This is a genomic window from Mesorhizobium sp. B1-1-1, assembly GCF_006442955.1.
In the GTDB taxonomy this organism is placed as follows: Bacteria; Pseudomonadota; Alphaproteobacteria; order Rhizobiales; family Rhizobiaceae; genus Mesorhizobium.
Genome location: NZ_VFWW01000004.1, coordinates 234,052 through 256,097, shown reverse-complemented (window position 1 = coordinate 256,097; position 22,046 = coordinate 234,052). Strand labels below are relative to the sequence as shown.

21 protein-coding genes, 1 tRNA gene and 1 pseudogene are annotated in these 22,046 nt (G+C 62.9%); 5 read left to right on the top strand and 18 right to left on the bottom strand.

The annotated features are described in order from the left end of the window. Positions 1–14: 14 nt before the first annotated feature. The 9 genes and pseudogenes from FJ986_RS09540 to FJ986_RS09505 all read right to left on the bottom strand — a co-directional run bounded on the left by FJ986_RS09540 (position 15) and on the right by FJ986_RS09505 (position 5,207). Positions 15–1,754, bottom strand: a complete 1,740-nt coding sequence (locus FJ986_RS09540; protein WP_246681786.1) for a sulfatase-like hydrolase/transferase — start codon at positions 1,752–1,754, stop codon at positions 15–17. 94 nt (positions 1,755–1,848) lie between these two features. Further along, a pseudogene (locus tag FJ986_RS09535) lies at positions 1,849–2,082 on the bottom strand (hypothetical protein); the annotation flags it as partial. A gap of 169 nt (positions 2,083–2,251) precedes the next feature. Then, on the bottom strand, positions 2,252–2,548 hold the full coding sequence (locus tag FJ986_RS09530) for a hypothetical protein (RefSeq protein WP_140496949.1): 297 nt from the start codon (positions 2,546–2,548) through the stop codon (positions 2,252–2,254). 107 nt (positions 2,549–2,655) lie between these two features. Further along, complete coding sequence (locus FJ986_RS09525) at positions 2,656–3,105, bottom strand: periplasmic heavy metal sensor (protein ID WP_140580463.1); 450 nt, start codon at positions 3,103–3,105, stop codon at positions 2,656–2,658. Beyond that, entirely contained in the window at positions 3,102–3,551 is a 450-nt protein-coding gene (locus FJ986_RS09520) for a hypothetical protein (protein ID WP_140629966.1), read from the bottom strand. The genes FJ986_RS09525 and FJ986_RS09520 overlap by 4 nt, the downstream gene beginning before the upstream one ends. Continuing rightward, on the bottom strand, positions 3,544–3,690 hold the full coding sequence (locus FJ986_RS30440; protein WP_181165287.1) for a hypothetical protein: 147 nt from the start codon (positions 3,688–3,690) through the stop codon (positions 3,544–3,546). The genes FJ986_RS09520 and FJ986_RS30440 overlap by 8 nt, the downstream gene beginning before the upstream one ends. Further along, entirely contained in the window at positions 3,683–4,225 is a 543-nt protein-coding gene (locus FJ986_RS09515; protein ID WP_140496943.1) for an RNA polymerase sigma factor, read from the bottom strand. Before FJ986_RS09515 ends, FJ986_RS30440 begins: the two co-directional genes overlap by 8 nt. A 44-nt stretch (positions 4,226–4,269) precedes the next feature. Further along, positions 4,270–4,713, bottom strand: coding sequence for an EF-hand domain-containing protein (locus FJ986_RS09510; protein WP_140674093.1), 444 nt, complete (start codon positions 4,711–4,713; stop codon positions 4,270–4,272). 305 nt (positions 4,714–5,018) lie between these two features. Continuing rightward, entirely contained in the window at positions 5,019–5,207 is a 189-nt protein-coding gene (locus tag FJ986_RS09505; RefSeq protein ID WP_140580459.1) for a DUF2158 domain-containing protein, read from the bottom strand. A gap of 543 nt (positions 5,208–5,750) precedes the next feature. Between FJ986_RS09505 and FJ986_RS09500 the strand changes: the two genes are divergently transcribed. The 3 genes from FJ986_RS09500 (at position 5,751) to FJ986_RS09490 (ending at position 8,265) form a co-directional block, all read left to right on the top strand. Further along, the gene (locus tag FJ986_RS09500; RefSeq protein WP_224671420.1) at positions 5,751–6,572 is read left to right on the top strand and encodes a membrane-anchored protein; all 822 of its coding nucleotides are present in this window, start codon (positions 5,751–5,753) and stop codon (positions 6,570–6,572) included. A gap of 401 nt (positions 6,573–6,973) precedes the next feature. After that, positions 6,974–7,570, top strand: a complete 597-nt coding sequence (locus FJ986_RS09495; protein ID WP_224680244.1) for a hypothetical protein — start codon at positions 6,974–6,976, stop codon at positions 7,568–7,570. After that, positions 7,567–8,265, top strand: coding sequence for a hypothetical protein (locus tag FJ986_RS09490; protein WP_140559695.1), 699 nt, complete (start codon positions 7,567–7,569; stop codon positions 8,263–8,265). The genes FJ986_RS09495 and FJ986_RS09490 overlap by 4 nt, the downstream gene beginning before the upstream one ends. 27 nt (positions 8,266–8,292) lie before the next feature. On the opposite strand, the gene FJ986_RS09485 is transcribed toward FJ986_RS09490, so the two are convergent. Further along, positions 8,293–8,368, bottom strand: a tRNA-Thr gene (locus FJ986_RS09485). A gap of 363 nt (positions 8,369–8,731) precedes the next feature. On the opposite strand from FJ986_RS09485, the gene FJ986_RS09480 reads away from it, so the two are divergent. Then, entirely contained in the window at positions 8,732–9,883 is a 1,152-nt protein-coding gene (locus FJ986_RS09480; RefSeq protein ID WP_140674091.1) for a hypothetical protein, read from the top strand. 24 nt (positions 9,884–9,907) lie between these two features. Here the strand turns inward: FJ986_RS09480 and FJ986_RS09475 are convergent, their stop codons facing one another. Continuing rightward, entirely contained in the window at positions 9,908–11,506 is a 1,599-nt protein-coding gene (locus FJ986_RS09475) for a cisplatin damage response ATP-dependent DNA ligase (RefSeq protein WP_140674090.1), read from the bottom strand. Between the two features lie 4 nt (positions 11,507–11,510). Next, complete coding sequence (locus FJ986_RS09470; RefSeq protein WP_140523790.1) at positions 11,511–12,521, bottom strand: ligase-associated DNA damage response exonuclease; 1,011 nt, start codon at positions 12,519–12,521, stop codon at positions 11,511–11,513. A 187-nt stretch (positions 12,522–12,708) separates the two neighbouring features. Between FJ986_RS09470 and FJ986_RS09465 the strand changes: the two genes are divergently transcribed. Beyond that, positions 12,709–13,068 (top strand): hypothetical protein, encoded by a 360-nt coding sequence (locus tag FJ986_RS09465; protein ID WP_140513098.1) that lies wholly within the window; start codon positions 12,709–12,711, stop codon positions 13,066–13,068. 43 nt (positions 13,069–13,111) lie between these two features. Here FJ986_RS09465 and FJ986_RS09460 read toward each other — a convergent pair whose 3' ends face one another. The 6 genes from FJ986_RS09460 to FJ986_RS09435 form a co-directional block, all read right to left on the bottom strand. Further along, complete coding sequence (locus tag FJ986_RS09460; protein WP_140496893.1) at positions 13,112–14,053, bottom strand: glyoxylate/hydroxypyruvate reductase A; 942 nt, start codon at positions 14,051–14,053, stop codon at positions 13,112–13,114. 86 nt (positions 14,054–14,139) lie between these two features. After that, positions 14,140–15,771 (bottom strand): ABC transporter ATP-binding protein, encoded by a 1,632-nt coding sequence (locus FJ986_RS09455; protein ID WP_140674088.1) that lies wholly within the window; start codon positions 15,769–15,771, stop codon positions 14,140–14,142. After that, complete coding sequence (locus tag FJ986_RS09450; protein WP_140674086.1) at positions 15,768–16,913, bottom strand: ABC transporter permease; 1,146 nt, start codon at positions 16,911–16,913, stop codon at positions 15,768–15,770. Before FJ986_RS09450 ends, FJ986_RS09455 begins: the two co-directional genes overlap by 4 nt. Continuing rightward, on the bottom strand, positions 16,913–18,007 hold the full coding sequence (locus FJ986_RS09445) for a microcin C ABC transporter permease YejB (protein WP_140496886.1): 1,095 nt from the start codon (positions 18,005–18,007) through the stop codon (positions 16,913–16,915). The genes FJ986_RS09450 and FJ986_RS09445 overlap by 1 nt, the downstream gene beginning before the upstream one ends. A gap of 168 nt (positions 18,008–18,175) precedes the next feature. Continuing rightward, positions 18,176–20,044, bottom strand: a complete 1,869-nt coding sequence (locus tag FJ986_RS09440) for an extracellular solute-binding protein (RefSeq protein ID WP_140674084.1) — start codon at positions 20,042–20,044, stop codon at positions 18,176–18,178. Next, positions 20,044–21,921 carry an extracellular solute-binding protein gene (locus tag FJ986_RS09435; RefSeq protein WP_140674082.1) on the bottom strand — a complete coding sequence of 626 codons (1,878 nt, stop codon included), beginning with the start codon at positions 21,919–21,921 and terminating at the stop codon, positions 20,044–20,046. Before FJ986_RS09435 ends, FJ986_RS09440 begins: the two co-directional genes overlap by 1 nt. Positions 21,922–22,046: the final 125 nt, after the last annotated feature.

The window sequence follows — 22,046 nt, the reverse complement described above, 5'->3', positions numbered from 1 at the left end:
GCCGCGTCGCGCCGTCACCGTGTTTCGACTTGTGAATGAAGCGGCGCAGCTTGCGGGAAAAGATGCAGCAGTCCTGAATCGGCGCGGCGGCGCAGATGTGCATCCACCTCGGCCCGGTCAGCACAGCCATGGAACCTGCCGCCGCAATGGTCACGCAACCGCACCAGATCGGACATGACGGGTGACATCGGCAGGCCGGCGGCATCGAGCAGGCTTGCGCTGAGAAAGGCAATATCGAGCGACGCCATATCGGGCATCGGGTGACGCAGTGGATGATGGAACGTCGTGAGGGTGTAGAAGGTGCGATAGGCGAGCGAGTCAAGCTTGGCCAGCGCGTCACTGCCTGCGGTCGCATCGACAAACGGTTTGGTTGCCGAGGACTGGTGGTCGCCGAATTCGAGCACCACGGCGCCGCGCGTGCCGGCCTCCGCTTCCCGTTGCTTAAGAAAATCCTGAAGGTCGCCGCGCGCGATCGCCATGCGGCGCAGATATTCGCCGACCTGGAAATCGTCCGCGAAAGGCTCGCCTTCCATCTTCAATCCCGGCTCCATCCGCCCCTCATAGGGCGAGTGCGGAAACATGGTCTGGATTTCGAGGAACAGTGGCCGGCCGTCTTCCCGGCGGTGCCTGGCGATGAATGCCTCCGCCGCGTGATAATAGAAACGGTCGCGCAGGTGGTAGAAGGGCGCGGCGATATCCTTGATGTCGAGGACGTTCTCGAACCCGATCGACTTCAAGAAAGGCCCCTCGTTGACGAAGGTAAAGTCCATCGGCGTCATGACGGCCGTTCGATAGCCGCAGCGCGCCAGCAACTCCGGCAACGCGCCGGCGACCTTATCCTGTAGCGTGATCGTCAGATAGGGACTTCGCCAGCCGAAATCGGTGGCCGAAACCCCGGTCATCAAGGACAAATTGCTGATCCAGGTGCCGCCGCCGAACGTCTCGACCTGCATCGGGCGGGGCTCGCCGGCGGCAGGTGCAAATCGCTGCAGGAATCCCGCGCCGCTGGCGATCTGCGGAAAATAGCTTGGATCGGACTGGCTTTCGCTCAACACGAAGAAAATATCGGGAAGCGCTGCCCGGTCGCCGCAGTCGACCGTGTCGGCGAAGGGTGGCTGTGGCGCGACGGCCTGCAGCCGCTGCTCGAACGCCGGCTCGACGACCAGGTTGCGCAGATCCATCAGTGAGATGAAGAAGGCCGACATGTGCCGGCCCTGCATATAGTAGAAGTACCGGTCCTTCGAAGCCTCGGCGGGAAAGGTCAGCGGCACCAGCGTGACGAGGACGGCCAGAAGCAGGGCGCGCGCCCATGCGGGCCAGCCAAGCTTCCGGTCGGCGCGAAAGATCAGGATCGCTGCGGCGATGCCAACCACCAACGCCGCGGCGACAGGCAGGATGAGGTGGAGATAGGAGCCGAGCAGGAAGCGATACACTCCCGGATCCGAGGACACGAAGATCGTGTCGTAGAAGTGCAGCGAGAACCCCTTCATCCGGAACTTGACCGCCGAGATCAGCGTCACCAGGGCAACGGCCATCCAGGCGAGATAGACGGAAAAGGCGAGGCGCCCCGATGTCAGGAACACCGCTCCCGCGAGCGCCGCCACCAATGTCAGCGAGAACGGCACCGACAGCCATTCATGCTCGGCCCGGCCGGCACCAAAAACGCCCGCGAGGCTGATCAGCACCAACGCCAGCGGATGGCAGAGGGCCCGCAAAGGCCCTTGAAGTCGAGATATGGCTTTCCCCACGAACATGTCTGTGCGTTCCTTTGGGGGAGCTTTGTGTCATTTGCAGCTTTCGAACAATTCCATAGTAAATTTAACCTTAATCGCCATGTGCGATGGGAATTCAGACGACCAGATCGCGCATCGGCTTCACCGTCGCGGACTCCGGGAACACCTTGTCGACGAGCACCGCCGCCGAAAGCCCGAACTGGTCGGCGAGCAGGCCTTTCAGCACCGCCCTGACATCGCTGGTCGGCGCCAGGTCGCGCTGCTCGTAGAGCTGGGCCGGCTTCAGGCCCGGCCAGTCGGCTATGACGCGGCCGCCCTTGATCGCGCCGCCGGCGAGCAGCACCACCGACCAGGGCGGCGTCCGGCGGCATGGAGCCTTTGGCCGGGATAGCCACGTCAGCTCCTTGTTCAGGCCCAGCGCGGCGCATGAACCCGTTTTCGGCGCGATGCGCTCAGGTCGGATCGGTTGCTGCGGTCGAGGGGGCCAGGCCGGTGAAGCGGCTGGCCGCCGCGCACGCTTACCAATGACGCCAGCGGTGCCAGACCCGATGTGGGTGCCAGACAGGATGGGGGTGCCAGACGTGGAAGACCGGGCCGGGCCGGTAATAACGCGGATACACAACCCCCCGATTGGGCACGCAGCGCCCCCAGTGGTTGGGATGCCAGCCGGGGCCGCAACCCCATGCCACATGCTCGATCAGCGCCGGGGCGCTTGGCTGGGCCAGCATCGGCGTGGCGGATGCCGCCGCAACGGTCGCGGCCGTTCCGGTCAAGGCAAGCGCGGCGGCCGCCGCGTATTGTGTCAGACGGTTCATGACGATACTCCAAATGGTCTCGAAGTTGAAAACCTGTTCGCACCAGGCGGTCCGGCAGGTGTGCCCTTCTTGCCTTAAACGGCGGCTTCGGCGCATTCCGTCGGTGCTTATGGCGATTTTTTTGGCGCCGGCGGCAGCCCGGCGCGTCTTGTCAGCCCCTCAGCCAGAACGCCGCGATCCTCTGCCGAACTTGCCGCGGCAAACTCGACGATGCGCTGCTCCAGCCGCATGCGCATGGTGACGTCGGCGTTGCGGGCCCGCTCGAGCGCGGCTGTCAGGGCTGCAGTGTCGAGGGTGGGCTGCCGCAGCAGGTCGGCGGCCTCGCGCCTGGCCTGCTGGCCGTCGAGAATGACCTGGCGGGATTCGCGCCGGACCTCACGCAACGCCTTGCGGAAGATCCTGCGTTCCTGGTCCGGAAGCCGGCCTCCGGCCGCTTCCAGCGAATAGCCCTGGCCCGCCTTGCCACTTCTCAGCCAGACGGCCCCGCCGGCAAGGGCGCCGGCCAGGAAGACGTTCAGCGCCACGGACGCGATGAGGAGCTTGCGGCCCGTGCTCATAGGTTTTCCTCGATCGTGTCATCGGGACCGGCATCGCCGAACGCCGTCGCATTGGCGTCCAGCACATACTGATCGGGCTGAACCTCAGGCGTGGCGACGATCACCAAAGCCGATCCGGCAACCGCGCCGGCCAGGCCGATGCCGGCAAGTCCCAGTCCCAGCCACCACAAACGCTGGCGCGAGCGTTGGGCAAGATGCCGGTCGGCAGCCCTCACTATGCCGCCGTGCAGCGCCTTGCCGGGCGCCTCGACGCGATAGCTGTCGAGCAGGGCGTCGAGCTTGCCGGCATTCCTCAGAATAGCCGCGCCCGCGTCGCTTGCGGCAAGGATGCTGCCCGCCGCGCGTTCGGCCTGTGGCCATCGCCGCAAGTCGCCGCCATAGGCTGCCGCCAGCACGGCAAAGCGTTCGGCATCCATCGTCGGTGCGTCCCTGGATCGGTCAGACATCGGTCTTTCCCTTGCCTGTTGGCCCCTTGCCCGCTGGCATCGCATGCCCGCACGGCGCGGCGATCATCGGAGCCGGCCGCCAGGCGGTGTCGGCAAGGCGCGAACGCTGCGCCTTCATGGCGGCGCGGTTTTCATTCATGGACACCGTCCCTGGCCAGGATCGCCTGCAACGCCCTGCGGCCGCGCGAAAGCAGGCTCTCCAGGGCATCGACGCTGATCTCCAGGGTCGTGGCCGCCTCGATGTTCGACATGTCCTGATAGTAGACCAGGATGATGGCTTCGCGCTGGCGCGGGGCGATGGCTTGCAGGGCCTGTTCGACGCGCTGCGCGTCTTCCCGCGGCTGGGCATCCGGAAGCGGCGCCGGGTCCATCACCTCCGGCAGATCGTCTGTCACCCATTCGCGGCGGCGGCGCAGCCGGTCGTAGCAGAGGTTCAGCGTCACCCGGTGGATCCAGGTGTCGAAGCGTGCATTGCCGCGCCGCCAGCCCGAGGCATGGCGCCAGATTCGGACGAAGGTCTCCTGCGCGACATCCTCGGCTTCTGCCGTGTCGCCCAGCATGCGCACGGCAAGCGCCAGGATACGCGGCAGTTTGCGCGCGACGAGCGTTTGCACGGCCGCCGGATCGCCGGCGCCGACACGGCGAACCAGCTCCTCGTCCGGATCCGCGCTCATCGGCTGGCGCACCCCTGATGGTCATCGCGTGCCATTACCCCCGTTCATTGCTCCGCCTTGGGAGCGGTTTTATGGCCCGGCATTTCGTCGATGCTCAGAACGCCGTCGCCATTCTTGTCCAGCCTGGCGAAGCGCTGGGCGAAGAACGCATCGAGCTCGGCGCGGTCGATGAAGCCGTCATGGTTCGAGTCCGCGCGCGCGAAGGACTGTGTCGGGTCGCCCTTGGTGCCGCGCTTTGCCTGGAGGGCCTCCCATTCCAGCAGGCTGATCTTGCCGTCGCCATCCGTGTCGGCGGCCATGATCGCCTTCTCACGCCGCTTCTGGAACTTGGCCAGCGTGATGTCGGGCCTGGTCTTCGACGTGGCTGGCGCGGCAGCGGGGGGCGGTGCAGAAGGGGACGTCGCGGCCGGAGGCTGTGTCGCCGTCTGGGCGAACGCCGTGGCGGTCAGCAGGCTCAAGGCAGCGGCAAGGATCGAACGGCGTATCATGCTGGCGTCTCCGGTTGGCGCGCTGCCATGGCATTGTGCCGTGGCGACGCTTCTCCCGTTAAACGCAGCGGCGGTAGAAATCCGTCGGTGACTTTTGGGCCGGCAGGCGCATGCCGCAACAACGCGCCCGATCGGGCGCTGCTTGCGCCCTGTTCGAACCCTTCAGCTGAAGGGCAGGAACTTGAGCAATTCCAAGAAAAATGTGTACGGTTTTCCCGGGAAAAGCGCGTAGCGCTTTTCGTTGGGAATTGCGCAAAAACAAAGAGATAGAGCGTTTCGCCGTTTCCGCGAAACGGTGAACCGCTCTATGTCGATTGGTCCGCCACCACCAACTGGTCCGGCTTGAAGCCGGCATGCTGCGGGGTCCATACATCGCCCTCGCGGTTGAACCAATGACACATATATGTGCCGGAGGCGGCACCGTCGCTTATCGTCATCTTCGGGCCTCCGGACTTCAGCTTGACGACGTCTCCGGTCTTGAAACTGGTGGGCATTTTGACCTCCCATGCTGACGCCGGGAGTTTCACATCAAACCTCGGTCTCGACAATGGCGGATGCATTCGGCCAGCATCGCGATCCACAGTGCCAGGCGGCGTTTTGAGGTCGGGTCTCGGTCCCAGTTGTAGATTCGGTCGCAGTTGCAGCAATGTGTCTTGCCGTTTGTTGTCGAAATTGGATGTTGAAATTCCTGTTCGGCTGGTGGAGATTGATCCTCTGCTGAGTATTGAGCGCGGCTATCGCTTCGGCGATGCTGCCGATCTGGCACCATGAGTTTCGGACGGAGTTCTATCGAACCGTGATCAGAAGCAACAAACAACAGCAACCCGCATGCAGTCTCGTGCCGAATACAGTAGAGTTGCGACATTGAGCGAGAGAGGCTTGAAGCGCTTGGGGAAAAGCGAAGGGTTCCCATCAGAGCGCCGGAGGAAATGATTCGTCACGTTATGGTTGCTGCCTGCCCCAACGATCAAGCCGCTGATCAACGCCGGCTGGCAGGGGGGAGTACATGCCCGGGAAAGCATTGAGAGGAGGCCGGTTTGGCGAAGGCCAAGGGGATCGCTCTGGAGATTGCAGAGCATAGCGCAGCGAATCCCGATGCACAGAAGCCGCTGCGCAAGCGCTTGTTCGATCACCCGCTTCTCGTGGTTAAGCGGAAACTGTTATATCGCCTGCTGCACCCCCAGGCGCCACGGCACCCTGTGCCGCTTACAAAGCCGGTCCTCGTCGTGGGCTCCGCGCCGGTCTCGAACCCGCCGGTGGGTTTTCAGCGCGATGCTTTCACACTCTTTACCGTGAATGGCTCGCAGACCGTGACTGCCCGCTGGGGGATGGGTACTCCTGACGCGACATTTCTTTACGTCAACCAACTTGACGCGACCAAGCCCAACGCTGTGGCCGTGCGCGCCGTCTTGACCGGCCAGGAGACCGATCTGCTCTGGATTGTGCGTGCACACCGCACGATGGAGGAATTGCGCTGCAACATCGCGGCCTTCAACTACCGCTGTCGCGACCTGCGCACGATGACCCGTCACCAGCGCATGGCGCTCTACGAAGCAGTGATGGGTGTGCCCAATTTCGAGATGCATCTGGAGGAGAAGTTCTCGACCGGGATCACGGCGGTCCTTTACGCCTTGCATAACGGCGCGCCGGCCGTGATCATCACGGGTATTGACCCAGGTTCGCACGGCCATGTGTACAACAAACTGAACATCGACCGGATGCACGTCGGTTCCGATCGTGCCACCCTGCTGGCGCTGTTGGCGCTCGGTTTCCCCCTTTATACGAGCGATCCGCACGTGGCGGACTCGCTCGGTCTGCCACTCTGGACGGGCCAGGCCAGGAGATGTGAGGTCCAATAACAACGGTCGATGTGGCTCGCTGGTGAGCTGTCTCAAATGTGAGCGCGACGATCCGCTCGACAGCTCCGTCGTGAAGAGGTGCGATGCCGGTTGCTTGGCACTTGTCGCGCAAAAACACCATCGACACCTTCAGAGATGAAACGCTCGTGGCAACCCGGACACACGGCATTGCGAATGTGCTTCTGGTCTTCCGCGTGCAGTGCTGCCATGCTAGATTCGTCTAAATTCACATCAGATTATAGAACTGCCACATGATACCAATCTACATTGGCTATGATCCGCGCGAATCCCGAGTTCTGGACGTGGCGCGATGGAGCGCCTATCGGCGGACAAGCACCCCGTTGCAGATACAGCCGCTCGTGCTCAAGGACCTTGTAGCCCAAGGAATCATGACGCGACCGATGGAAGTACGTGACGGTAAGCTCTGGTGCCCGATTTCCGAGGCGCCGATGGCGACCGAGTTTGCCATATCGCGCTTTGCCGTTCCGTTCATGGGGCAAAGCGGCTGGGCCATGTTCTGCGATTGCGACGTCCTGTTTCTGAAGGATCCGGTCAAACTGCTCGATCTGCTCGATCCTTCCTACGCGATCATGGCGGTCAAGCACCAGCAACGCGAATCCGAAGCGGTCAAGATGGACGGACAAACGCAGACGTTCTATCGCCGCAAGAACTGGTCGTCGGTCGTTTTATGGAATCTGGATCATCCCGCCAACAAGCGGCTGACCAATGAGATGCTCAATACGTGGCCCGGACGTGACCTCCACGCCTTCAAATGGCTTGAGGACCATGAGATCGGCGAATTGCCCCTGGCGTGGAACTACCTCGTCGGGGCTTCGGCTTCCGAACTCGATCCCGCCGATGTCTCGCTGGCGCATTATACGCTCGGCGGCCCTTGGTTTGCGGGTTGGTCCGGCACCACGCAATGGGACGAATTGTGGAGCCGGGAAGAGAGCATCCTGCGCGCGTTTGAGGAACAGGCGGTTCAGATTCCCGGATGAAAACTCCGCTTTCGGATCTCTTGCCAATCTTCCAAAAACCAATTCTTCGCCTGCCCAGGGCCACAGGTCCCGCCTTGGTGATGGGGTCGGCGCCGAATTTTCGCCTCCCGCAGGGATATGATGCCGATTGGGCACTTGTGACCGTCAATGCTTCCCAGCTTTTGGCGGAAACCGTCGGCCTCCCCGTTCCTGATATCGCCGTTATCCGCCGCGGCATTTTTGTCGACGCCAGCGAACAGGATTTCTACAAGCGTGATCTGTTAAATGGACGGCAGGCAAAGCACCTGATCATCCCGGTTTGGCCCGATGTCGAGGACAAGCTGAAAGCCGGTTGTCGCACCTTCAATTATCGTTATGAAACCTTGCAGGCGCTTACCAAATGGCAGCTTGCCAACGTCGTCTGGCAGCTTAGCGGCAAATATCATATGTTCCGCGGCTGGCACCGGAAGATCTCCACCGGAGCCTTCGCGATCATACTGGCGCGTTTCGCCGGCTTTGCCCCTGTCGTCGTCAGCGGGTTTTCCCTGTCCCAGGCCGGGCACGGATACGACACCCGAAACGCCTTTCGATATCACGCCAACGAAGATGCGGCCCTGCTTGGGCGGGTGGTGAGAAGAGGCGAACCGATCTACGCGGAGGACAAAGACTTCGCGGCCGAAAGTGGATTACCCTTGTGGCAGGGACAGATGCCATGACGGCGACGTCAGCAGGGGCTGGGGAAGTGGTGCCGCTTGCGTGACTCGAACACGCGACCCCATCATTACGAATGATGTGCTCTACCAACTGAGCTAAAGCGGCCCGGGAAGCGTTAGGCCTCCAAGATGGGCTGGGTGATAGACTCAACCGACGGCGAATTCAAGATGGGCGATCGCGAATTCAGGATGCGGCCCGGCAATTCGTGTTGCGCGTCGTTCCGCCCCGACGCATCGCCGACAAAGCCGGCTGCCACGCCCTTACCGATCGGCTGGGACATTGCGCCTGGCCCCGTGCCTCCCTGCCGGCAAAGATCAATGAAGCATGTTGATTTCGTTGCCGGAATACCGCCAAGATGGACTTTGGACACTCCAACGAGGCAGAATGCGGACGCTCGCCCGTTGATTGATTGGTCGGCTGCGGCTAACGATCATGGCGAGGTTTGGGCAACGCACAGAGGGATCTCGCTTGGACGCAATCGAAAAAGCGATCCGGAACGCCCTCGAAAGAGGCAATGCCGAGGACCGCGCATACCGCGAGAAGGTCTATCGCTCGGCTTTCGCCGCGCTCGACCGCGCGCTCCAGGCCAATCCCGGCGTGACGGTGGAAGTCGCCATCAAGCGCCGCAAGGCGATACAGGCCAAGATCACCGAAATCGAATCCGAATTCCTGCCGGCGGTGCCGGATGTCGCTTCCCAGGCTGAGTCCGATGCACCGGCGGTCGAGCTTCCGGCGAGCCCGGCTGCACCCGCCGCAACCGGCGAGAGCGCGGCGCCGCCCGCAGTTTCCGTCGACGAGCCTGCGCAGCCGGCTGCCGATGCCCCGCGCTCGCGCGTCTTGCCGGTCGTTCCAGACATCATGCCCGACGCGACCCTTTCCGGCGTGCCGTCCATCGACATGTCGGCTCCCGCTTCGTCCGAAGCCACGGCTGAAGTGGCGCCCGATCGCGACGAGAGGCGCATCAGGGGCCGGCGCCTGCCGCTGACCGCCATCTTCCTCACCGTGACGCTGCTCGCCGCGGTCGGCATCGGCCTGTTTTTCGCCATGCAGACCGGCGTCTTCAAGACCCAGGCTCAGCTCGACACCGCTCCGCCCGAAGCGCCGCCGACCGTCGAGGACGACGATTTCACACCGGCCGATGGTGAGACCGGGCCGGAAAAGCCCGGCGCTGCCGATCAGGCGCGCAACTGGATCAACGTGTTTTCGCCCACCGACCCGGCGCATGTCAGCGCTCCGTCGGACGCCAAGGCGGAAACGATGAAGGACGATTCCGGGCCATTCCTGCGCATCCAGTCCGGCGCTTCCGGTTCGGCGATCAGCTTCGATGTCGGGCAAGGCGTGCTGGAGAAGCTCGCCGGCAAGCACGCCGTGTTCGATATTGTCGCCCGCGCCGAGGACGGCAAGGACACGCAGATCTCGGTCGACTGCAATTTCGGCGAGCTTGGTGATTGCGGCCGCAAACGCTATGCGGTCGGCCAGCAGCGCAACGAATATCTCTTCGACGTGAAATTCCCCGACAAGCGGCCCGGCTCGGCCGGAACGATCGCCATCAACTCCGATTTCGACAAGCAGGGCAAGGCGGTCAACATTTACGAGATACGCGTCTCCGTCGAGCCTTGAGCGCCGGCACCGGAGAGGGTGCGATCAACGATCGAGCAGCGCCTGCAGCGTCTCGATGCGGTCGGCCTCGTTGGCGGGCTTGTCCCAGCGCAGCCGCGAGATGCGGGGAAAGCGCATGGCAACGCCGGATTTGTGACGCGTCGAACGGTTGAGCCCTTCGAAGGCGACTTCCAGCACCAGCCCGTTGTCACGGTCGGCGCGCACCGAGCGCACAGGCCCGAAACGCTCGATCGTGTTGTCGCGGACATATTTGTCGATCTGCCTCAATTCCTCGTCGGTGAAGCCGAAATAGGCCTTGCCGACCGGCACCAGTTCCTCCTCGCCTTCCGCTCCGGACCAGACGCCGAACGTGTAATCGGAGTAGAAGCTCGAGCGCTTGCCGTGGCCGCGCTGGGCGTACATGAGCACGGCGTCCACCGTGTGCGGGTCACGTTTCCATTTGAACCAGGGCCCCTTCGGCCGGCCGGCGACATAGGGCGAATCCCAGCGCTTCAGCATCACGCCTTCGATGATCGGGTGCGGCGGCGCCCGGCGCAGTTCCTCCAGCGCCTGCCAGTCCGAGAACGCGACGAATGGCGAAAGATCGAAGCGGCTCGGGTCGAGCGTTTTCACGAAGTTTTCGAGGCGGACGCGCCGCTCCCGGAAGGGCAATCCCCGCAAATCCTCCGCGCCGACCTGCAAAAGGTCGTAGCAACGCATGAAAGCCGGATATTGCTGCTGCATCTTCAGTGACACCGTCTTGCGGTTCAACCGCTGCTGGAGATCCGAGAATGTCCCTGTCGCTTCCCGGGGATCGCCGACCAGCAATTCCCCGTCGAGCGTGGCCGAGAAAATCATCGCCTCGGCGAGGTCGGGAAAGGCGCCGGAGACATCGTCGCCGGTGCGCGAATAGAGCCGGCGGCCGCCTTCCGACACCGCCTGGACGCGGATGCCGTCCCACTTCCACTCGGCCGCGTAATCGGCGGGGTCGAGCCTCTCGAGATCGCCGTCGCCGACCGGGTTGGACAGCATCACCGGCCGGAACAGTGCCCGCGCGGCCCTCTCGGGCTTTGCGGCCTTGCCTTCCAGCCATGCGAACAAGGCTGTGTACGGCGGCGACAGCCCGTGCCAGAGTTCCTCGATCTCGGCGACGTCGACCTTGCCGAAATCCGCCAGTGCCTGCTTGGCCAGCCGCGCCGACACGCCGATGCGCAACCCGCCGGTGACCAGCTTGATGATGGCGAAGCGGGCCGAGATGCCGGCACTGTCGAGCAGGTTTGACAGCACTTTCGGGCCGTCGGAGCGGCTCGCCGCCTGCAGCTTCGCGACCACCTCACCGAGCGTCGGCTCACGGTTCGGTATGGTTCCGGGCGTCTGCGGCCAGACCAGCGACACGGTCTCGGCGAGATCGCCGACATAGTCGTAGGAATAGCCGAACAGCACCGGGTCCATGCGTTCGGTCACCAGCATGCGCAGCATCGCCGGCTTGATCGCGGCGATGTTGAGATCGCCGGTGATGGCAGCCAGCGCCAGCCCGCGATCGGGATCCTCGACGCTGCGGAAATAATCGGTCAGCAGCGTCAGCTTGCCGTTGCGCGACGGCGTCAGCACAAGGCGGTCGAGCAGTTCGGCGAAGCGATTCATGCCATCAATCGCCCTCGTCCTCATACCCCACCAGATGCAGTGGCCGCGCCGCGATGCCTTCGAGTTCGCACCAGCGCACCAGCGCCTCCTCGCGGCCGTGTGTCACCCAGATTTCCTCTGCGCCGGTCTCCTTGATCGTGGCGGTCAGTTCGTCCCAGTCGGCATGATCCGAAATGATCAGCGGCAGCTCGACGCCGCCCTGCTTGGCGCGCTGGCGGATGCGCATCCAGCCCGAGGCGAAGCAGGAGATCGGATCGGGAAAGCGCCTCGCCCAGCGATCGGCGAAGGCGGCCGGCGGACCGACGACGATGGCGCCGGTGAAATCATCCTTGCTGGCGCTCTCCACTGTCGCCGGCTCCAGCGTACCGAGATCGATGCCCTGGCTCTGGTAGTAGTCGCTGAGCTTGGCCAGCGCGCCGTGGATATAGATCGGCCTGTCGTAGCCGGCGTCGCGCAACAGACGCATCACCCGTTGCGCCTTGCCCAGCGCGTAGGCTCCGATGAGATGCGAGCGTTCGGGGAACTGCGCCGCCGATTTCAGGAGCCGCGCGATCTCCTCCTCGTCCGGCGGGTGGCGAAACACCGGCAGGCCGAAGGTTGCCTCGGTGATGAACACATCGCACGCGATTGGCTCGAACGGCAGGCATGTCGCGTCCTGCTGCCGCTTGTAGTCGCCGGAGGCGACGATGCGCATGCCTTGATGCACGACCGCGATCTGCGCCGAGCCCAGCACATGGCCGGCCGGATGAAAGCTGATGTCGACGCCGTTGAGGGCAATTCGCTCGCCCAGTCCTGCCGTCTGTGTCGTGCCTGCAAAACCCTCGCCATAGCGAAGCTCCATGATGTCCAGCGTCTGCTGCGTCGCCAGCACCGACCCGTGGCCGGAGCGTGCGTGGTCGGAATGGCCGTGCGTGATCAGCGCCCGGTTGACCGGCCGCACCGGGTCGATGAAGAAGTCGCCCGGCGGGCAGTAAAGGCCCTCGGGCCGGGGATGGAGCAGGTCGCTGGCGCGCATTGTTCCAAGATAGTGGCTAATTCGGGCGCGGGAAGCCTGTTGCAAGAGACTGCTGACTCGGCCTACAGCCAAGCGCCGGGCAGCAGTCAGGCGACGCGGTCTGAGGCCTGTGGGGTGCCTCTGCTGCGAAAAAGCCCCAATCGCATGCCGGATTATGTCGGGGCAGTGTCGTACGGAGGGATTTTCCATGCGCTGGAACATGATGGCCTTGGCCTCTTGCCTCGTTATGGCGGGCTGTGTCGGCAACTCCATGTCCGAGCGCCAGGACGAAAACGTCCAGTCTTCACTGCAGTATGACAGCGTGCCTTGCGGCCAGTTGCTGGCGCAACGCAACGCCCTGGCTCGGCAATACAATCTGTCCCAGCAGGCCAAGCCGACATTCTCCAACCCGGCGATGGGCTTCGGCCCGTTCATTCCGGATATCCGCTCCAAGACCAAGCGCGATGCCGACAAGGCAAGCGGCGAGATCGACGCCATGAACCGGTCTATCGAGCGCCGCGATTGCGGAAAGCCGGACAAGCAGAAGAAGTTCGCTCTGCCCGGCTGACGCATGTCGCCTAAGGCGATCCCGATGACCACATGCCAGCGGCCTAATATCCCGCTTTGCGGTCCACCAGGTTCTCCAGCTTTTCGCCCCGCTCGAAGGCGTCCATCTGGCGCAGCATGATCGGCGCCAGGTGGACGGGATCGGACGTGGCCGCGGCATGCGGCGTCACGAATACTTTCGGATGGGCCCATAGCGGGCTGGTCTTCGGCAGCGGTTCGACCTCGAACACGTCGAGGCTCGCTTCCTTCAGCGTGCCGTCGTCCAGCGCGCGCACGATGTCGGCATCCTTCTGCAGGCGGCCGCGACCGGCATTGATCAGCACCGAGCCACCAAGACCGTTGCGCTTGCGCAATTCCTTCAGCACGCCGTAATTGATGATACCCTTGGTATCCGGCGTCAGCGGCAGCAGCACGACCAGTATGTCTGTGGCATTGAGGAACGGGATCAGCCCGGCCTCGCCGCAATAGGTCGCGACACCTTCCATCGGCCGGTCGGTGCGCGACCAGCCATTGACCGCGAAGCCGAGCGACAACAGCGCCGACGCCGCCGCGCGGCCGAGACTGCCGAGCCCCATGATGCCGACAGAGATATCTTCAGCGGTGCGCTGCGCCGGCTCGCGCCATATCTTCTTCGGCTGCTGCGACCGGTACAGCAGGCCCTGGCGGTGATGATCGAGCACCCGCCAGACGACATATTCGGTCATGTGCTGGGCCAGGTTGCCGGCGACGACCTTGACGATCGGCACGTCCGGCAGGCTGGGATCGGAGAAGATGTGGTCGACACCGGCGCCGATCGAGAAGATGGCGCGCAGATTGGGCAGCGACCCCAACAGGTTCGGCCGCTGTTTCCACACCACCGCATAGGTGATCGAAGGATCGCTGGCGCCGTCCGGCTCGAGCACCACCTCGCGCTCTGCGGACAGCAGTTCGCGCCAGCGCTGCGGGTGAAAGCCGGTGACGGCAAGCAGGATTTTGCCTTTTTCCATTTATGGATTTTGTCCTGTTGTTCGGTTTGGAGCAATTGCGGGAAAGGCGCAAGGCGGCTTTCCGACCGGAATTGCGAAGGAAGGAGTCACTCGCTGACGACCCCCGTCGGGGCGGTTTCTATCTTGAAGGCGGCCGAGATCAGCGCCCGAGTATAGTCGGTTTGCGGCTTTTCAAAAATCTGTTCGGAAGGACCGGCTTCGACGATCTGGCCATTGCGCATGACGATGACATCGTTGGCCAGGGCCCGGATGACCTTGAGGTCGTGGCTGATGAAGAGATAGGCGAGGTCATGCTTGGCCTGCAGGCTGCGCAGGAGGTCGACCACCTGCGCCTGCACGCTCATGTCGAGCGCCGAGGTCGGCTCGTCCAGCATGACGAAACGCGGGTTGAGCACCATGGCGCGAGCAATGGCGACGCGCTGGCGCTGGCCGCCGGAGAATTCGTGCGGATAGCGGTTGCGCGTCGCCGGATCGAGCCCGACTTCCTTCAGCACGTCGACCACCTTGTCGTCGCGCTCGTCGAGCGACAGCTTCGGCTCGTGGATCTTCAAGCCTTCTTCGATGATCTCGGCGATGGACATGCGGGGACTGAGCGAGCCGAAAGGATCCTGGAAGACGATCTGCAATTCGCGCCTGAGCGGGCGCATGGCGTTGAACGAGAGCTGGTTGATGTCGCGCCCGTTGAACTGGATGGTTCCGCTCGACGAGATCATCCGCGCCAGCGCCAGGCCGAGCGTGGTCTTGCCCGACCCGGACTCTCCAACCACGCCCAGCGTCTGGCCGGCCCGCACGGTGACATCGATGCCGTCGACCGCCTTCACATGGTCGACGGTGCGCCGGAAGAAGCCCTGCTTGATCGGAAACCAGACTTGGATGTCCTTGCCGGTCATCACGGGTGCCGCGGCGCTGTTGGCCGCGGGTGGCTTGCCCTTGGGCTCGGCCGCCAGAAGATGGCGCGTATAGGCGTGCTGCGGATTGGCGAAGATGTCCTTGGCAGGCCCCATCTCGACGATCTTGCCCTTGGTCATCACGCACACCCGGTCGGCGATCTTGCGCACGATGCCGAGATCATGGGTGATGAACAGCATCGACATGCCCTTGCGGCTTTTCAAGCCGGCCAGCAGCTCGAGGATCTGCGCCTGCACGGTGACGTCGAGCGCCGTCGTCGGCTCGTCGGCGATCAGGAGTTCCGGCTCGTTGGCCAGCGCCATGGCGATCATGACGCGCTGGCGCTGGCCGCCGGACAGCTGGTGCGGATAGGCGTCGAGGCGCTTCTGCGGCTCGCGGATGCCGACCTCGTTGAGCAGGGCCAGCGTGCGCGCCTTGGCCGCGCGGTCGGCCATGCCCTGGTGCAGCTTCAGGACCTCGACGATCTGCTGCTCGATCGTGTGCAGCGGATTGAGCGAGGTCATCGGCTCCTGGAAGATCATGGTGATCTTATTGCCGCGCACCTGCCGCAGTTGCTTCTCGTTCATGGCGAGCAGGTCGGCGCCCTGGAACAGGATCCTGCCCGAGGGGTGGCTTGCGCTGGGATAGGGCAAGAGCTTCAGCACCGACAGCGCCGAGACCGATTTGCCGGAGCCGGATTCGCCGACCAGCGCCACCGTCTCGCCCTTGGCGATGTCGAAGGAGATGTGATCGACGGCCAGCGACTGCTGTCCGCCTTGCGCAAAGGCGACGCTGAGGTCCTGGACCGAGAGCAAGGGGGCGTCGCTCATCGGAACGTCTTGCGCGGATCGAAGGCGTCGCGTGTCGCCTCGCCGACGAAGACCAGCAGCGACAGCATCAGCGAGATGACCACGAAACCGGAAATGCCGAGCCATGGCGCGTTGAGATTGCGCTGCGCCTGCTTGAGCAATTCGCCGAGCGAGGCCGAGCCCGGCGGCAGGCCGAAACCGAGATAGTCTAGCGAGGTCAGCGTCGAGATCGAGCCTGAGAGCAGGAACGGCAGGAAGGTCAGTGTCGCCACCATGGCGTTGGGCAACAGGTGCCGGAACATGATGGTGCGGTTGCGCACGCCGAGCGCGCGCGCCGCGTTGACGTACTCGAAATTGCGCGCGCGCAGGAATTCGGCCCGCACCACGCCGACCAACGCCACCCAGGAAAACAGCAGCATCAGCCCGAGCAGGATGAAGAAGCCCGGCGGCAGTATGGCGGCGACGATGAGCAGGAGATAGAGCACGGGAATCGCCGACCATATCTCGATGAAGCGCTGGAACAGCAGGTCCGTCCAGCCGCCGAAATAGCCCTGTAGGGCGCCGGCCGCGACGCCGATCAGAGCCGAGCCGGCGGTCAGGATCAGTCCGAACAGCACCGAGATACGGAAACCGTAGATGACCCGCGCCAGCACATCGCGCGCCTGGTCGTCGGTGCCCAGCCAGTTCCAGTTGCCGATGGTGCAGGCCGGATCATCAGCCCCTTGCGGGTACTGGTTGCAGCGCGTCTTGGCGTCATACTGCCAGGACGGCTTGGCCGGGGCTGCTTCGGGAATGGCGTTGTTGACGGTCTGGTATGAATAGCGGATCGGCGGCCAGATCATCCAGCCATTGGCGTTGATCTCGTCCTGGATCACCGGGTCGCGATAGTCGGTGACGGCATAGAAGCCGCCGAACTTCTCTTCGGGATAGGCGACCAGCACCGGAAACAGGATCTCGCCCTTGTAGGAGGCGATGATCGGCTTGTCGTTGGCGATGAATTCGGCGAACAGCGACAGCACGAACAGGACAAGGAAGATCCACAGCGACCAGTAGCCGCGCCGGTTGGCCTTGAAGTTCTCCAGGCGGCGCTTGTTGAGCGGCGACAGAAATGGCCGCGGCATCCGCTCCGGCACGACCCCGGCGGTAACACTTGCCTCCGACATCAAACGTCTCTCCGCTCGAAATCGATGCGCGGATCGACCCAGGTGTAGATGAGGTCGGACAGCAATCCGACGAACAGGCCGAGAAGCGAGAAGATGTAGAGGTTGGCGAACACCACGGGATAGTCGCGTTCGACCACCGACCGGAAGCCGAGCAGGCCGAGCCCATCGAGCGAGAAGATGTTTTCGATCAGCAGCGAACCCGTGAAGAAGGCCGAGATGAAGGCGCCGGGAAAACCGGCGATGACAATCAGCATGGCGTTGCGGAAGACATGGCCATAGAGCACCTGCCGTTCCGAGAGGCCCTTGGCGCGGGCGGTCACCACATACTGCTTGCGGATTTCCTCCAGGAAGGAATTCTTGGTCAGCAGCGTCGTCGTGGCGAAGGCCGACAGCACCAGCGCCGTCAGCGGCAAGGTCATGTGCCAGAGATAGTCCCCGATCTTGGCCGGCCATGACAACTGGTCCCAATTGTCCGAGACGATGCCGCGCAGCGGGAACCAGTCCCAGAACGAACCACCGGCAAACAGCACCATCAGCATGATGCCGAACAGGAAACCCGGAATGGCATAGCCGACGATGACGACGCCGCTGGTCCAGATGTCGAAGGGGCTGCCGTCCTTCACCGCCTTGCGGATGCCGAGCGGGATCGAGATCAGGTAGGACAGGAGCGTGATCCACAGCCCGATCGAGATCGACACCGGCATTTTTTCCAGGATCAGGTTGAGCACCGAAATGTCGCGGAAATAACTGTCGCCGAAATCGAACCGGATATAATTCCACAGCATCAGGCCGAAGCGCTCGAGCGGCGGCTTGTCGAAGCCGAACTGCTTCTCCAGCTTCTTGATGAATTCCGGATCGAGCCCCTGCGCGCCGCGATATTTTGAACCGACGTCGCCGGCGGCATCGAAATTACCACCGCCCGCATCGCCGCCGCCACCGCCCAGACGATCGCTGCCGCCCTGGTTCGTCAGCTTGGCGATGACCTGCTCGACCGGGCCGCCGGGGGCAAACTGAATGACGGCGAACGAGATCGCCATGATGCCGAACAGGGTCGGAATCATCAAAAGGATGCGGCGCAGGATATAGGCGCCCATCAGATGGTGCCCTCCCGACGCATGTGATTGGCGAAACCGTCGATGAACGCGCCTCTTTCCCCGTCACTATACGGGCAGAGGATGCCGGTCCACCCTCCGCAGCTGCGGCGCAGCTGCTGCGGAGGACGGGCAGGCAGGTGAGGGGCGGTGCTTACGCCCGCAAGAAATTCAGCCTTTGCCAATTTTTGCCGCCTTGCCCTTGTCGAACCACCACAGCGTCTCGACCGGAAAGCCGAAATCGGGCTTTTGCTCGACGAAGCCGAACATGTCCCAATAGGCGACGCGGTGATTCGCCAGATAGTATGTTGGAATCCAGTCCAGCCGCGCGCGCAAGACCCGATCGAGCGCTCTGAGCGCGGTGACGAGTTCGGACCGGCTTTGCGCCTTGCCGGCTGCCACGATCAACGCGTCGATGGCCTTGCTTTCTGTTCCGGGGTAGTTGCGCTGCCCCGGGATTTTCGCCATTCGAGAATTATAGAGCATCTCCAGGCTGTCGTCAGTCGGCGTCGCCCCGATCGACCAATGCAGCACGGTAAGATCGAAGTCGAAATCGCTCTGCCGCTGTTCATATTGCGCCGAATCGACCTGCCGGATCGAAGCGTCGATCCCGATCGCCTTCATATTCTCGGACCATGGGGTGTAGATGCGAACGATGCCGTCATCCTCCGTCAGCATTTCCACCCGCAGCCGCTCGCCCTTGTCGTTGACGACGAAATTGCCCGCCCGCTTCCAGCCGGCTTGCGCGAGCAATCTCGAAGCCTCGCCCAGCAGCTTGCGGTCATGGCCTGACCCGTCGGACAGAGGCTGCGTCACGGCTTCGCCAAAAACCTCCGGTGGCAACTCGGCCCGGAATGGCTCCAGCAGGACCAATTCCTCAGGCGAGGGCAAGCCTTCGGCCTTGTAATCCGACCGTTCGAAGTTCGATTGAGAGCGCTCGTAAGAGCCATAAAACAACGCCCGCTTCATCCATTCGAAATCGAAACACCGGGCGATCGCCCGTCGCACCCGCTCATCGCGGAATTGCGCACGACGCTGGTTCAGTGCGACGCCCTGCATGTCTGGCGTCTTCTCGCCGGGAAATTCCCGTTTGACGACCTTGCCGTCCTTGAGCGCCGGAAAATCGTAGCCGGTCGCCCAGACCCGCGCGGTAAACTCCTCGCGAAAATGCGTGTCACCCTTCTTGAAGGCTTCGAACGCCGCCTGCCGGTCGAGATAGAAGTCGATGCGGATACGGTCGAAATTATACTGGCCGCGATTCACCGGGAGGTCGCGGCCCCAATAGTCGGCCACGCGCTCATATTCGACTGTCTGTCCCGCGGCCACTCGCCCCATTTTGTATGGTCCCGAGCCGAGCGGCGGCGTCATCGTCGAGGCATTGAAATCATTGACCGCATAAAAGGCCTTGGACACGATCGGCATCGCCACGATCCTGAGGATGTTTTGCGCGGACTGTTCGCCGTTGAAGGTAAGGTTGAGGGTGAGCGGATCCTCGGCGACCGCGTCGGTCATATACCGCAACGCCTGGGAAAGGTTCGGATGCCCTTGCTCTTTGTAAAGCTTCAACGCGAAGACGACGTCTTCGGCGGTTAGCGGCGAGCCGTCGTGGAAACGCGCTTGCGGTCGCAGCGCGAAGCGGAAGCCGTTGCGGTCTTGCGACAAGGTGACGGACTCGGCAAGCAGGCCGTAGACCGCATCCGGCTCGTCGAGCGCGCTTGCCATCAAGGAATCGAAACAGAGTTCGGTGCGCGGCGGCGCATCTCCTTTCAATACCAGGGAATTCAACGTGTTGAAGGTCAGGAAGCTTTGGTTGAGCGTGGCGTTCGGCGGCGCGAAATTCATCTGGCCGCCCTTGGGTGCATCCGGATTGACGTAGTCGAAATGCGTGAAATCCGGTTTGTATTTGAGGTCGCCGTAGGCGGACAGGCCGTGCAGTCTGGTGCCGGTCGCAATATTGGCAAAGGCTTTTCCGGGCAACAGGGCGGCGACAGCGGCGGCACTGCCCAGGCCCAGGAAATCGCGACGGGGCAGCACCGCCATCAATTGTTGCCCTTGTATTTGGCCGCCAGCGCCTTTTCCTTCTCCGGATCGATCCACCAGGAATTCTGGTCGGCGCCGATATAGCTCGGCTGTTTGGCGGGAATGCCGAATTTGTTCCAGTAAGCCAGCCAGACCACGGCTCGATAGTACTGCGGCACGACGTAGTAGTTCCACAGCAGCACGCGGTCGAGCGCGTGGGTGGCGGCAACCAGGTCCTCGCGGTCGGTGGCGAAGATGATGCGATCGACCAGGGCATCGACGACCGGGTTCTTGATGCCGGCGTAGTTGCGCGACCCCGGCCGGTCGGCGGCCTTGGAACTCCAGAAGTCGCGCTGCTCATTGCCAGGCGATTCCGACTGGCCGAGCTGCCCGATAATGACATCGTAGTCGAAATTGTTGACGCGGTTGACGTACTGGGTCTGGTCGATGATGCGCAACGTGGCGTCGACGCCGATCTTGCGCAGATTGGCGATATAGGGGCTGGAGATGACCTGGTCGGTGTCGTTCCAGCCGAGTATCTCGAACTTGAACGGCTCGCCGGTCTTGGCATTGACCATCTTGCCGCCCTTGATCACCCATCCAGCCTTGGCGAAGAGGTCGACTGCCTGCTTCAGGTATTTCCGCTCGGCCTGCGGTGAATCGTAGACCGGCAGCTTGAATTCCTGCGTGAACAGCTCGGGCGGCAGCTTGTCGCGATAGTGTTCAAGAATTTCCAGCTCCTTGCCTTGCGGCAAGCCGCTGGAGGCCAGTTCAGTTCCCTGGAAATAGCTGCTGGTGCGGGTGTTGAAACCGTAGAACAGCGTACGGTTCATTGTCTCGAAGTCGAAAGGATAGGTCAGCGCGGCCCGTACCAGGCGGTCCTGGAACAGCGGGCGCCTCTGGTTGAGCATGAAAGCCTGCATCGGCTCTGGCGAGGTGGTCTTGAATTCCTGCTTGATGACATCGCCAGCCTTGACCGCCGGGAAATCATAGAATGTCTTCCAGCGCTTCGAACTGTTTTCCGGTTTGATGTCGTCAAGGCCGCCCTTGGTGAAGGCCTGCCAGGCGGCATTGTCATCAAGGATGTAGGTGAAACGCTGCCTGTCGAAATTCTCGCGGCCGACCTTCACCGGCAGCTTGGCACCCCAATAGTCCGGCACGCGCTGCCAGACGATTTCCGAGCCAGGCTTGAAGCTTGCGATCTTGTAGGCGGCGGAGCCGAGCGGCGGCTCCAGCGTCGGCCTGGTGACGTCGCGCTTCTTGCCGTTGGCATCCGTGCCTTCCCACCAGTGTTTCGGCAGCACGGCGAGGTCACCCAGGATTTTAGGCAGCTCGCGGTTGCCCTTCTGGCTGAAATGAAACTCGACTTCGCGATCCGAGACGGCCACGGCATCCGTGACGTTCTCGAAATAGCGGCTGTACATCGGGCTGTTGGCCTTCAGCACCTGGAATGACCAGATCACGTCGTCGACGGTGATCGGCTGGCCGTCATGCCATTTCGCGCGGGGATCGAGCCGGTAAGTCGCCGAGGAAAAGTCGGCCGGGTATTTGTAGGCGTCGGCGATCAGCGGATGGCTGACACTGCCTTCGTCGGTCGCCTGCTCCATCAGCGTGTCGTAGAGCAGGCCGCCGCCGAACCCGACCAGGCCGGCGGCCGGTGAACCCTGCACGATATAGGGATTGAAGCTGTCGAAAGTGCCCAGTACCACCGAATTCAGCGTGCCGCCTTTGGGTGCGTTGGGGTTCACGTAGTCGTAGTGCTGGAAATTGTCGCCATATTTGGATTCGCCGATCAGCGATGAGGTGGTGCGCCACTCATCGGCCAGGGCCGCCTGCAACCCCGCGGCCAGCAGGGCCGCCGCCAGCAACGATTTGAGAAGCACTCGGCCAAGCGTCATCCACTGTCCTCTTCGCGATGCGTGCCATCATCCAGAAAGGCAATCTAGATGATTTGCCGCGCGTGAAAACCGCCATGCGCGGCTTTGTCGCCGTAGAGGCGGTTTTCCTAACGAAAAAGCCGGGC

Coding starts and splice junctions, on each gene's coding strand:
- FJ986_RS09435 (WP_140674082.1), bottom strand. CDS start 21,921: ATGACGCTTGGCCGAGTGCTTCTCAAATCGTTGCTGGCGGCGGCCCTG.
- FJ986_RS09530 (WP_140496949.1), bottom strand. CDS start 2,548: ATGAACCGTCTGACACAATACGCGGCGGCCGCCGCGCTTGCCTTGACC.
- FJ986_RS09520 (WP_140629966.1), bottom strand. CDS start 3,551: ATGTCTGACCGATCCAGGGACGCACCGACGATGGATGCCGAACGCTTT.
- FJ986_RS09495 (WP_224680244.1), top strand. CDS start 6,974: ATGGAAGTACGTGACGGTAAGCTCTGGTGCCCGATTTCCGAGGCGCCG.
- FJ986_RS09440 (WP_140674084.1), bottom strand. CDS start 20,044: ATGGCGGTGCTGCCCCGTCGCGATTTCCTGGGCCTGGGCAGTGCCGCC.
- FJ986_RS09510 (WP_140674093.1), bottom strand. CDS start 4,713: ATGATACGCCGTTCGATCCTTGCCGCTGCCTTGAGCCTGCTGACCGCC.
- FJ986_RS09475 (WP_140674090.1), bottom strand. CDS start 11,506: ATGAATCGCTTCGCCGAACTGCTCGACCGCCTTGTGCTGACGCCGTCG.
- FJ986_RS30440 (WP_181165287.1), bottom strand. CDS start 3,690: ATGAATGAAAACCGCGCCGCCATGAAGGCGCAGCGTTCGCGCCTTGCC.
- FJ986_RS09465 (WP_140513098.1), top strand. CDS start 12,709: ATGCGCTGGAACATGATGGCCTTGGCCTCTTGCCTCGTTATGGCGGGC.
- FJ986_RS09445 (WP_140496886.1), bottom strand. CDS start 18,007: ATGGGCGCCTATATCCTGCGCCGCATCCTTTTGATGATTCCGACCCTG.
- FJ986_RS09490 (WP_140559695.1), top strand. CDS start 7,567: ATGAAAACTCCGCTTTCGGATCTCTTGCCAATCTTCCAAAAACCAATT.
- FJ986_RS09450 (WP_140674086.1), bottom strand. CDS start 16,913: ATGTCGGAGGCAAGTGTTACCGCCGGGGTCGTGCCGGAGCGGATGCCG.
- FJ986_RS09540 (WP_246681786.1), bottom strand. CDS start 1,754: ATGTTCGTGGGGAAAGCCATATCTCGACTTCAAGGGCCTTTGCGGGCC.
- FJ986_RS09455 (WP_140674088.1), bottom strand. CDS start 15,771: ATGAGCGACGCCCCCTTGCTCTCGGTCCAGGACCTCAGCGTCGCCTTT.
- FJ986_RS09460 (WP_140496893.1), bottom strand. CDS start 14,053: ATGGAAAAAGGCAAAATCCTGCTTGCCGTCACCGGCTTTCACCCGCAG.
- FJ986_RS09505 (WP_140580459.1), bottom strand. CDS start 5,207: ATGCCCACCAGTTTCAAGACCGGAGACGTCGTCAAGCTGAAGTCCGGA.
- FJ986_RS09525 (WP_140580463.1), bottom strand. CDS start 3,105: ATGAGCACGGGCCGCAAGCTCCTCATCGCGTCCGTGGCGCTGAACGTC.
- FJ986_RS09515 (WP_140496943.1), bottom strand. CDS start 4,225: ATGAGCGCGGATCCGGACGAGGAGCTGGTTCGCCGTGTCGGCGCCGGC.
- FJ986_RS09470 (WP_140523790.1), bottom strand. CDS start 12,521: ATGCGCGCCAGCGACCTGCTCCATCCCCGGCCCGAGGGCCTTTACTGC.